We start from the raw sequence: 10698 nt of genomic DNA on the forward strand, positions 1-10698 counted from the left end.
ACCAAGGCGTCCTTCGACCTGAACTCGGTGATCGACGCCGCCGAGAAGCTCAAGTACATCGGCGCGATCAAACACACCCTCGCGGAACAGCTCCACACACCCGAGGACGAGTGGGTCAAGTTCTTCGCCGGCCACGTCTATGACGGATCCTTCACCAAGCGGGCGCGCGAGCAGTTCACGCCACTGATCCAGGAAGCCGCGTCCAGCTTCCTCGACGATCAGGTCAACATCCGGCTGAAGAAGGCCCTGGAGACGACACGCCCCCAGACCGACCCGATGTCGGTCGACAGCGAGGACGTCGTCGAGAAGGACCTGAGTCGGGGCATCGGGATCGAGACCACCCTGGAGGAGCTGGAGGGATACCAGGTCGTCAAGGCGATCGCGTGCAGCGAGGTCAAACCCCAGCGGATCGCACAACGGGACTCCAAGAGCTACTTCGCGATCCTGCTGGACGACAACAACCGCAAGCCGATTGCGCGGTTGCGCTTCAACGCCAAGTCGAAGAAGTACCTCGGCACCTTCGACGCGGAGAAGAACGAGACCCGCCATCCGCTGGGATCGATCGACGAGATCTACCTCCACGCCGACAAGATCCGTGAAGCGGTACGCGCTCATCTGGACTAACGGCCGTGGTTCCTCTTCTCCCCTGACCGGATGTTCAGTTGTTCTGTGCTCCCGCGTCGGAGCTCTGTTCCGTCGGAATCGCTTGTGAACCGGCCCAGGTGGTGGAGAAGAAGTGGAGGGCCGCCTCGTACAGCACCCCCGGAGCACGTACGTACAGGCAAGGCGAGTGGCGCCCGTGCTTACGCCGGTCGTAAAAGGTGATGTAGGCGGCTCGGTCCGTGGCGATGACGCGGTAGAGATGGGGGAGGTCGAACCGGCGAAGTTCGACCTCCCTACTGTTCGCCGCCACCGAGGCCAGATATGAGGTGTTGGCGCGGATCTGGTTCCGCAGCAGCTCGGTGGTGAACCCCGGGTCGATCGGTTCCAGTTCCGAGGCCCGAAGCGTCAACCATTCACCGGGAACCGCGTCGGGATCGGGCAGCAGTACCTGCACGGATTCGACCCGGCCGGTGCTGCACGACCACAGCGGAGTGAATACGTCCCTGGTGAGGGTGTTGCCCCGGCCGGTCAGCACCCTCACCCAGCGGGCCCGCGTCAGTTCCTGGGCGAGGTCCTTCTCGGCCGACGCCTGTCGTCGGTACACGCGGTGCACGCCGGTTCCGGTCAGTCGGGCGAATATGGCCACCAGCCACCAACGGGGGTGGGAGGAACGCATCCACCCCACGAAGACGAGGATCATCGTGGCCAGGATCGAGCTGAGTACACCGAGGACGAAGGCGGCCACGTGATCACTTCCCTTGTGCGGACCGGCATGGACCAGAGGTCAGAGCAGATACGGGAGTAGCTCGCGGACGACATGGGCCGCGTTGTGCGCGGCCAGCGCGTGGGCGTCGTCGTTCTTCAGTGTGTCCGCCCCGTCCGAGATACCTCGGACCACAATCCAGTCGGGGTTGTCCTCACCCCGCACCGAGTTCTCCTGCCAGAACTGGCTGAGCCCGCCCGACTCCATGTCCACGGCCATGATCTTGTCGTTGTAGTGCTTCAACCAGTGACGCACCTCGGAGTCCTCGTCGGCGATCACGGCCTCCCCTGAACCGATCAGACCATGGTGGACCTCGAAACTGCGTTTGCGGTGCCCGTCCAGGCGACCGCGGATCACCGCGGGTTCCCCCTGGTCGGTGAAGTAGGTGTTCACCGCATGGACGATGCGGGCCGGAGCCTGCCGTTCCTCGCCACGGCGCTGAACTCGGTCGCCGGCCGTGATCTTGCGTGCGTCGTAGTAGACGATCCGGGTCGAGACGATGACGTCACCGATACGTCCGCCTCCGGCGGGGGAGGGGCTCGCTTCCGCACCACTTCGTGCGGGGGTGTTTCGGAGACCGCCACCGATACCGACCAGGATCCACAAACGAGGGGAGAAGTGGTGGCGAAGGTGATCCAGCGCCGACATCACCGACCGTTGCCCGGGACCGAGGGTCTGGGTGGCCACCACGCTCGCCGTACCGCTTTCGGCGGAAACTTCACCGGTGCTGAAGAACAGACCCTCTCGTTTGCGAGGCCGATCCAGTCCGAGCTCGTCGCGAACCGCCCGGGTCTCGATGGGCAGGATCGTGACGATCCCGAGGTCCTTCCGTTGATCGGTCTCGGAGACCGCGGAGGGAGTGCGTGTTGCGGAGAGCCTGGCGGAGGTCGAGGGTGCGGTCACCTGTTTCTGGTCTCCGAACACGGTGTTGCCGAAGCTGTTGGTTCCACCCATGTTGACGATGCCGCTGTTGTTCGAAGCTTCATTCAGACTCATGTGGATCATCCGTTCTGTGGATTATCGGGAGTGGGCGGAGATACCTGTGTCTGCGGGTGAACCTGGTCTCCGAACACGGTGTTGCCGAAGGCGTTGGTTCCACCCATGTTGACGATGCCGCTGTTGATGATCTGCAGCGCGCGATCGTCGAAGTCGGAGATGTCCACGCCACGAGAGTCCAGGAAATCGCTGGTGGCTTTGAGTAGCCGCTGTTCGACGTTCTTGATGTGGCCGAGAAGCGTGGTCTTGTCGAGTTGGACCTTGCTCCACTCCTCAGCCAGTTCCTGGCGAACGCTGATTCGACTACCGATCCCGATATTGCGTCGGGGAACGAGGGTGAAGTCGATGCCGCGGAGTACCAAGGCCCTGTGCAGGAGGCCAGATAGGGCCCTGGCCAGGTAGAACGGGTAACGGGTGATGCGTCCCAGCGAACGGATGTGGCGGGGGAGCCGGAACAGATCATGCCAAGCGGCACTGACGATGGCCCGTTTTCCGTGCTGGCCGAACTCCTCCGTCTTACGGAAGTCGTCCGGATTACGGGTCAGCGCGCAGGCCGCGAACGCCAGGCTCAGCGTTCGGCCACGCACCCTTACCTGGAGCAACACCGTGGCGACCAGCTCTCCCCCCGCGTCGGGGACACTCACTTCGAGGAAGTGCTGGTGCGCGGAGTCCTGCCGGTCGATGATCCGGCGCATCGCGACCGGATCCACCGATTCCCGCAGGATGGAGCGGTCAGTGGACACGTCCGAATGGGCGACGAAGATGCGGTCTCTGACCTGCGCCGGAAGACGGACGTTCTCATGGTCGTCGCGAAGTTCGGCGACGGCCGCGCGCAGGTGGTCCATCAATTCGTGCGGCTTGAAGGGCGGGTGCCGATGTTCACGTTCATGTAGGGGCTTGTCGTCGCTTCCCTTGCGCAGGAGTTGGACGCTCATGGGCGGATTCCACTGGTGAATCAGTTCCCCCGCTCCGATGAAGGGTGATTCCTCACCGAAGAGCGTGAACACACCCGCGTCCTCGTCTTCGCCGTCCTTCTTGTGGGCGGGGCGCTGGTAGACCACGCAGGGATGCCTCTGCTGCTCGTCGACGACCCTCTCCCGGTGGGAGAGGCGCCTGGGCCTGAGGGCGGCGGCCTTGTGAGCGTGGTTGATGCACGCCTGGCGCAGACCACCGACGATCGCGGTGAGGAGGGCGACGGCACAGCCCAGGTAGAGGGCCAGAGTCCCCTGGATGGGATGGGAGAAGGCCAGGACCATCATGGCGAGGGCAAGAACCAGGGCGAACGTGCCGGTGTTCTTGAGACGTTTGCTCTCCTCCCCGTACTTCCAGCTGGACCTGGAAGGCAACTTCGGTCGACGCTTCCGCCTCTTCTGCGTCAGTAGGGGCTCTTCAGGCCGTGTGAGCTCCTTGGAGATCCGCCAGGCGTGGTCCAGGAGTACGAGAAGTACGTATCCACCGGCGACCAACAGGGTCGTCACCGTGAATCCCCAGAAGTAGGGGGCGGTGAGGGCGACGAGTAGCCCGACCCTCGACAGCGTGGCCAAGTGCAGGGACAACCACGCGTGACGCATCACTGGCACGAGGTCGAATTCGTAGGAGGGGGCCGCGCGTCGTGAAGGAGCCGTGCACACCTCTTTGATGACGAGGTCTCGGAAGTCCTCATCGATGTGGACACCGGTACAGAGGTGACGGGTGGCCCCGGTCGGTTCCTCTCCGCGGTTCTGAGGAGGGGGAGAGGCGGGGGGTGGAGAGGCGTGAGCGGTGATGGACATGCACTTCTCCTGTGCCGATCCAGTTAAGGTCGAGATGACCATAAGTGGATCGGATGATTAAAGTCAAGGTGACCTTTAAGGGGAGTGCGATGGACGAGCGCTTGGCGCGATCCGTTGACGTGGGGTTGTCCCTGGTGACGGTGGATCTGGCCATCTTCACCATCCGGAACGGGACGTTGACGGTCCTGTTGATCGAGCGTGGGGAGGAGCCCTTTCGTGGGCGTCCGGCGCTGCCCGGAGGGAGGGTCCGAAGACAAGAGAGCCTCGACCAAGGTGCTCGGCGTGAGCTCCTGGAGGAGACCGGGGTCGATGGTGCTCGGCTTCACCTGGAGCAACTCGGTGCCTTCGGCGATCCCGGGCGTGATCCTCGGGGGAGGGTCGTCACCATCGCTTACCTGGCCTTGGGGGCGGACCTGCCCGAAGCAGTGGGAGGAAGCGATGCGGCCCACGCCCACTGGGTGCCGGTGGGGGAGATCCTCGAAGGTCCCCTACCTCTGGCCTTCGACCACGACCGCATTCTCGGCGATGCGCTGGAGCGTGTTCGGGAAAAACTGGAGTACACCACCGTCGCCACGGTCTTCTGTCACGAACCGTTCACGCTCAGCGAGCTGAGGGAGGTCTACGAAGTGATCTGGGGGCGTGAACTGGATCCCAGCAACTTCCGCCGCAAGGTCACCAAGGCGGAGGGGTTCGTGGAACCCAGCGGGGGGCAGCGCGCCCAGCGGGCGGGGCGTCCAGCAGCCCTGTACCGCAAAGGGGGCGCTTCGTTGCTCACACCGCCGCTGCTGCGCTCGGCCTCGTGAACGTGGAGGCCGCCTGCTCGGTCGGGATCTCGTTCGCTGACGAGGAGACCGAGATCCGAATCTGCGAGTTGCTCCGCGGGTCCAGGGTCCAGGGTTCGGGTGGTCGGGGAGGGGCTACGGGGCGAACAGTGGAGCGGGTGGGCAGCGCCACCGGACGCTCCAAACGGGCTCTCGCCCGCACTGCACTCACGCTGGGTCGCCACCGGTAATGACCAGCGGATCGCCAATCCGCCGTCGAGTGGGAGACGAGCACGGTACCGGCCGGTGGCCCGAGAGGGTGCCTATGGGCTACCTTGATCGGCAGTGACACGGGGTGCCCTGAATCCACTGATCAGGGCTGAGATGACACCCGTCGAACCTGATCCGGGTCATACCGGCGAAGGGATGTCCGTACACGGCCGGTGGTTTCGGTGGCCGAAGGGACGCCTTCGCCCATGCCAGAAAGGCCACCGATGAGTTCTTCCCGCACCGCACTCCCCATCGACCAACAGACGGTCGTCGTCACCGGCGGGGCCCGAGGGCTCGGGTCCCGGCTGGTCCAGGCCTTCCTGGGGCAAGGCGCCCGGGTGGTGATCAACTACCTCCACAGCGCCGAAGCGGCTCGCGAGCTCGCCGCCACCCACTCCGGCCGTGCCCTGGCCGTGCGAGCGGACGTGCGCGACCCCGAACAGGTCGCCGCGATGGTCCAGGCCGCAGAGGGCCATTTCGGCTCCTCGGTCTCCACCGTCGTCAACAACGCACTCGTCGACTTCTCCTTCAACGGCGACGCACGACCCCACGCCGATACGCTCACCCCACAACACCTCGACCAGCAGTTCAGCGGTACCGTTCACGGCGCACTGAACACCGTCCAGGCCGCCCTGGCCTCCATGCGCGGCCAAGGGTTCGGTCGGGTCATCAACGTGGGCACCAACCTGTTCCAGCACCCGGTCGTCCCCTACCACGACTACACCGCGGCCAAGGCGGCGCTACTGTCGCTGACCCGCACGCTCGCCCACGATCTGGGCCCCGACGGCATCACCGTCAACATGGTCTCCGGCGGTCTGCTGCGCACCACCGACGCCAGCTCCGCCACCCCCGAAGGCGTCTTCGACATGATCGCCTCCACCACACCGCTGCGCAGGGTCACCACCCCGGCCGAGTTCGCCGACGCGGCCCTGTACTTCGCCTCCCCCTGGGCGCGCGCGGTCACCGGTCAGAACCTCGTCGTCGACGGCGGGCTGGTGATGAACTGATGTCCGCCGCTCCCACGCCTGACCAGGCCCCCGACCGCCGGATGCACCTCAACCTGTTCATCTTCGGCTGCGGCCACCACAAGGCCGCCTGGCGTCACCCCGATTCACCGGCCGAACGGATCGGTGACATCACCTACTTCGAAGGACTGGCCCGCACCGCCGAACGCGGCCGTCTGGACGCGGTGTTCTTCGCCGACGGTCACGCCACGGGCGACGTCGCCGGCGGCCCGTGGTGGTTCCTCGAACCGTTGACCACGCTGGCGGCCATGAGCCGGGCCACCCGGCACATCGGTCTGGTCAGCACCGTCTCCAGCACGTTCTACACGCCTTTCCACGCGGCACGCCTGCTGGCCTCCCTGGACCACATCAGCGGAGGCCGAGTGGGCTGGAACGTGGTGACGTCCATGTTCGACGCCGAGGCCCGCAACCACGGGTACGAGCAGATGCCCGCGCATCAGGAGCGCTACGCACGAGCCGAGGAGTTCGTGGAGGTGGTGCTGGGGCTGTGGGACTCCTGGAGTGACGAGGCCTTCCACTACGACCGGGACGGGGTCTTCGCGGACCCGGACCTGGTGCGCCCCATCGGCCACAGGGGAGAGCACTTCCAGGTCGATGGCCCGTTGAACGTGCCGCGCCCGGTACAGGGCAACCCGGTGCTGTTCCAAGCGGGTTCGTCGGAGCAGGGACGCACGTTGGCGGCACGCCGCGCCGAGGCCATCTACTCCGTGGCCTATGACCTGCCCAGCGCCCAGGACTACTACAGCGACGTCAAGGCGCGGATCCGTCGGGCGGGCCGTGACCCCCGGTCCGTCGCCATCATGCCCGGACTGGTCACCTACGTCGGGTCCACCGAGCAGGAGGCCCGAGCCAAGCAACGCGAACTGGACGAACTGTTGCCGACCGAGGAGTCATTGCAGCAGCTGGGGCTGTTCACCGAACAGGACTGCTCCGACTGGGAACTGGACGCCCCGGTACCCGAGCTGCCGCCACTGGAGGAGTTCACCGGACCCAAGGGCCGCTACGAGACCATCTTGCGCATCATCGACTCCGAACGGCCCACGGTGCGGCAACTTCTGGGCCGTCTGGCCGCCGGTGGCGGACACTGCACCATGGTGGGAACGCCCGAACAGATCGCCGACCGGATGACCCGGTGGTACGAAAACGGTGGCGCGGACGGGTTCAACCTCATGCCGCCGTCGTTGCCGGGCGGGATCGAGGACTTCGTGGACCACGTGGTCCCCGTCCTGCAGCGGCGAGGGCTGTTCCGTCGCGAGTACGAGGCGGACACGCTTCGGGGCCATTTGGGTTTGGAACGACCGCCGTCACCGCACTGAAAACGGGAGGGAGGTCCGGGAGGTGGGAGGCCCGAAGGGCCGTCTTCGTCCTTTCCGGGCCTCCCCGCCCCGTAGGAAAGGCGCACGGCAGGAACCGTTGCGGGGTCGCTCAGGGCCGGTGGGCCACCACGTCGGGAGCCCCGTTCGGATGTGACCGCCTTCCTTCAGACCCTGGGCGCCGAGCACCTCACCCTTCTTGGAGAAAGCGGGCTTCCAGAAAAGGGGATCCGCCGCTGTAGCGCCTCCGTGGGGAGGGCGTTACAGCGGTGGAAATCGCTTTCCCCTATCGTGTGATCACGGGATGACCACTGGCGATCGAGACCCGGTTGAACGCGTTGATGAGCGTGGTCGTCCACTCCACCGCGGAGATCTGGGCGGTGGTCAGGTGGGCGGCCGCGCGGGCGTTGATCGCCTGACGGTCGACCGTGGGGTCGATGACGGTGAGCGACTCCGCCAGGAGCAGCGCGGCCTTTTGCATGTCGGTGAACACGCCCGCCTCACGCCATGACGGCAGCACGTCCAGTACGCTCTGCTTCACCCCGGCCTTGCGGGCCTTGGGAACGTGGATGCTCAGGCAGGTCGGGCACCCGTTGATCTGGGACACCCGGACGTTGATCAGCTCGATGGTGTCGTCGCCCAGACCGGCCTCGTGCGAGGCGGCACGGGAGGCCACGGCCGCCTTGCCGAGCGCCTTGTACACCGTGGGGTGTTCCTTGTCGATGTAGGGACGCTCCGCGTTCACGCCTGCTCCTCGGTCGTCTTCTGGACCAGGGCCAGGTCCGCGGGCCTGGGCTTGCGGAACTTGCCGCCCTGGGCCGTGTACTCCTTGCCGTCTTCCTTCAGGTACTTGGCGAACAGCGGGCACACGGGCACGACGGTGATGTTTTTGCGAACGCTGTCGGCCAGCGCCTCGCGCAGCAGGAGCCCGGCCAGGCCCCGTCCACCGAACTCCGGTGAGACCTCGGTGTGGAAGAAGACGCGCTCACCGCCGCCCTCCGGCGGGTCGACGAAGTCCGCGCGGCCGGCGAGGGTGCCGTCATCCAAGGTCACGGTGTAGGCGCTGATGGCGCGCGCTTCATCGAGGGCGATATGAACGACGGCGCCGGTCTTGTCGGTCTGTGGCTCGGTCATGGTGAAGACCTCTCTATGGGGATCGTGCCGGGCCGGTCGATGGTGGGCACGAGGGTGCCCCGGCCCGGCGGAGTGGGTGATCGGGGTGGTTCAGTCCTGGAACCGTGCGTGGGGTGGAGGGTTCTTTCTCGGTCGCATCCTGACCTGGGGCAGGTCGGGGGCCGGGAGCCATCCCATGCCATCGCGGTTCCTTCCCGGGCCACCGTGTCCCACGTAGCCCTCGACGCGCCCGAACCGCTCGCCGCGGCTCTGCCACTCCTCCCGGTACTGTCGGATCTCCTCCGTCGTGCGGCCCAGGAAGTTCCACCACATGATGAGCTCCTCATCGAAGGGGGCGCCTCCCACGAGTACGAGCCTGGCCGGTTCGGCACCGCTGTTGGCGATACGCAGGTTCTGGCTGCCCACCCCCGTGTAGCCCACGGCGTCCTTGGGTACACGCACACCCTCCAGAGTGACGTCCTCACCCGTGTCCACCAACAGGCCGTGCTCGAACCCGGAATCGACCGTCAGGTCGAGGGTGGCACCCGGATCGAGCCTGATCTCGGCCCCCACCAGTGGTGAGTACATGCTCACCGGGGAATCCGATCCCAGCAGTGAACCGAGGAAGACGAGCGCGGACCCACCGTCGAAGGTGACGGGCTCGGGGACATAGTGCTCGAACTCGCGGCCCGGCCGGTTGCGCTCCTCCTCGGGGAGAGCGATCCAGAGCTGCACCCCGTGGAGTCGGCGGCTGTCAGGGGTGGAGGTCTCGGAATGGCAGATACCCGCCCCCGCCGTCATCAAGTTCATCTCACCGGGAAGGACGTGGGCACTGTTGCCACCGGAGTCGATGTGGGCGACGGTCCCCTCGAACAGCCAGCTCAGTGTCTGAAGGCCCGTGTGCGGGTGCGGAGCCACGTCCATCCCACCACTGGCCGACACGTCGTCCGGCCCGTAGTGGTCGATGAAGCACCACGCGCCGATCAACGAACGCTGCCGTTGCGGCAGGGTGCGGCGCACGCTCATGGCGCGAGGCCCGCCCAGGGGCACGTCACGGGCGGTGATGAGTTCGACGGGAGCTCCGCCCTCGCGCTCGGCCCATGGCCCTGGAAGGCCACCGTCGACGCACACGTGGGTGTCCGGGTTCGCCTCGGGGTTGGTCATCGGGGAGTTCCTTCCGCCGTGGGATCGGATACGAGGGTTGTGGTGTTGATGTTCTCTCCTCCAGGGCAGGCAGGTACGGGAGCGTGCAAGCTCCACCTGTACTCAGCCCCAAGGTACGCGCACGCGCCTTCACCGCACCAAGGCCCTACCTGGAGGGTGACGGGAAGGCTACGGATTGGAGTGGTGGCGGTCCCCACAGCTGAAACGTGTGGCCTTGCGCTCGATGTCAACGAGCCGATATCACGATCCGAACGATCCATGGACGATCGGTAGTCGAGGTATGAGTCTTAGAGCGTGTTTGAGAAGGGGTAACGGTCCGGGCACTTCGCTCACGCTGCTGCCGTCAGGTCGCGAGCATGGCCGTCATGACGCGACGTCCGACCTACCCCTCTGATCTGACCGATGACCAGTGGGCCCTGATCGAGCCCTTGCTCCCACCGGCCAACACCGGCGGCCGCCCTGAGAAGCATCCCCGCCGGGACGTGGTGGACGCGATCCTGTACGTGGTACGCACCGGCTGCTCCTGGCGGCACCTGCCCGTGGACTTCCCGCCCTGGCAGACCGGGTACTGATACTTCTCCCGCTGGGAAGAAGCCAAAGGTCACCGCGCAGGTCATGGCCGTGCTGCGCCGTCGGTTGCGCACCGCGCACGGGCGTGGGGGCGAGCCCTCGGCGGGGATCATCGATTCCCAGAGTGTCAAGGGCGCCGACACCGTCGGCCAGGGCACCCGGGGCTATGACGCGGGCAAGAAGGTCAACGGCCGCAAGAGGTTCATCGTCACTGACACCCTGGGGTTGTTGCTGGTGGTGTGCGTGATGGCCGCATCCGTCCAGGACCGGGACGGGGCCAGGACCACCCTGTTGAGCTTGTACCTGGCCACGCCGGTGCGGTTCGTGTTCGCTGACGCGGGGTTCGCG

Annotated in this window: 9 protein-coding genes, 2 pseudogenes and 1 riboswitch; of the genes and pseudogenes, 5 read left to right on the plus strand and 6 right to left on the minus strand. The window is 66.0% G+C overall.

What is annotated here, in order from left to right:
* Positions 1–624: pseudogene (locus K8V84_RS12305) on the plus strand (restriction endonuclease); the annotation flags it as partial.
* A gap of 34 nt (positions 625–658) precedes the next feature.
* Here the strand turns inward: K8V84_RS12305 and K8V84_RS12310 are convergent.
* Genes K8V84_RS12310 through K8V84_RS12320 form a run of 3 tightly spaced genes read right to left on the minus strand, consistent with a single transcriptional unit; the run spans position 659 to position 3933 of the window.
* Entirely contained in the window at positions 659–1348 is a 690-nt protein-coding gene (locus tag K8V84_RS12310; RefSeq protein WP_304074291.1) for a hypothetical protein, read from the minus strand.
* Positions 1349–1387: 39 nt separating this feature from the next.
* On the minus strand, positions 1388–2362 hold the full coding sequence (locus K8V84_RS12315; protein WP_304074292.1) for a hypothetical protein: 975 nt from the start codon (positions 2360–2362) through the stop codon (positions 1388–1390).
* A gap of 5 nt (positions 2363–2367) precedes the next feature.
* A complete protein-coding gene (locus K8V84_RS12320; protein WP_304074293.1) occupies positions 2368–3933 on the minus strand; it encodes a hypothetical protein in 1566 nt (521 codons plus the stop codon).
* Between the two features lie 290 nt (positions 3934–4223).
* On the opposite strand from K8V84_RS12320, the gene K8V84_RS12325 reads away from it, so the two are divergent.
* The 3 genes from K8V84_RS12325 to K8V84_RS12335 all read left to right on the plus strand — a co-directional run bounded on the left by K8V84_RS12325 (position 4224) and on the right by K8V84_RS12335 (position 7506).
* Positions 4224–4937 carry an NUDIX domain-containing protein gene (locus tag K8V84_RS12325; RefSeq protein ID WP_304074295.1) on the plus strand — a complete coding sequence of 238 codons (714 nt, stop codon included), beginning with the start codon at positions 4224–4226 and terminating at the stop codon, positions 4935–4937.
* 299 nt (positions 4938–5236) lie between these two features.
* Positions 5237–5339: riboswitch (TPP riboswitch) on the plus strand.
* Between the two features lie 50 nt (positions 5340–5389).
* Complete coding sequence (locus K8V84_RS12330; protein WP_304074297.1) at positions 5390–6172, plus strand: 3-oxoacyl-ACP reductase; 783 nt, start codon at positions 5390–5392, stop codon at positions 6170–6172.
* Positions 6172–7506 carry an LLM class flavin-dependent oxidoreductase gene (locus K8V84_RS12335; RefSeq protein ID WP_304074299.1) on the plus strand — a complete coding sequence of 445 codons (1335 nt, stop codon included), beginning with the start codon at positions 6172–6174 and terminating at the stop codon, positions 7504–7506. The genes K8V84_RS12330 and K8V84_RS12335 overlap by 1 nt, the downstream gene beginning before the upstream one ends.
* 283 nt (positions 7507–7789) lie before the next feature.
* Here the strand turns inward: K8V84_RS12335 and K8V84_RS12340 are convergent, their stop codons facing one another.
* From K8V84_RS12340 to K8V84_RS12350, 3 genes are all read right to left on the minus strand, one after another.
* Entirely contained in the window at positions 7790–8248 is a 459-nt protein-coding gene (locus K8V84_RS12340) for a carboxymuconolactone decarboxylase family protein (protein WP_304074300.1), read from the minus strand.
* Positions 8245–8637, minus strand: a complete 393-nt coding sequence (locus K8V84_RS12345; RefSeq protein WP_304074302.1) for a GNAT family N-acetyltransferase — start codon at positions 8635–8637, stop codon at positions 8245–8247. Before K8V84_RS12345 ends, K8V84_RS12340 begins: the two co-directional genes overlap by 4 nt.
* Positions 8638–8727: 90 nt before the next feature.
* Positions 8728–9780: a pirin family protein gene (locus K8V84_RS12350; protein WP_304074303.1), complete on the minus strand. Its 1053-nt coding sequence runs from the start codon at positions 9778–9780 to the stop codon at positions 8728–8730.
* A 356-nt stretch (positions 9781–10136) separates the two neighbouring features.
* Here K8V84_RS12350 and K8V84_RS12355 point away from each other — a divergent pair.
* Positions 10137–10698 (plus strand): annotated as a pseudogene (locus K8V84_RS12355) (IS5 family transposase); the annotation flags it as partial.

This window comes from Nocardiopsis listeri (assembly GCF_020741345.1).
Classification (GTDB): Bacteria; Actinomycetota; Actinomycetes; order Streptosporangiales; family Streptosporangiaceae; genus Nocardiopsis; species Nocardiopsis listeri_A.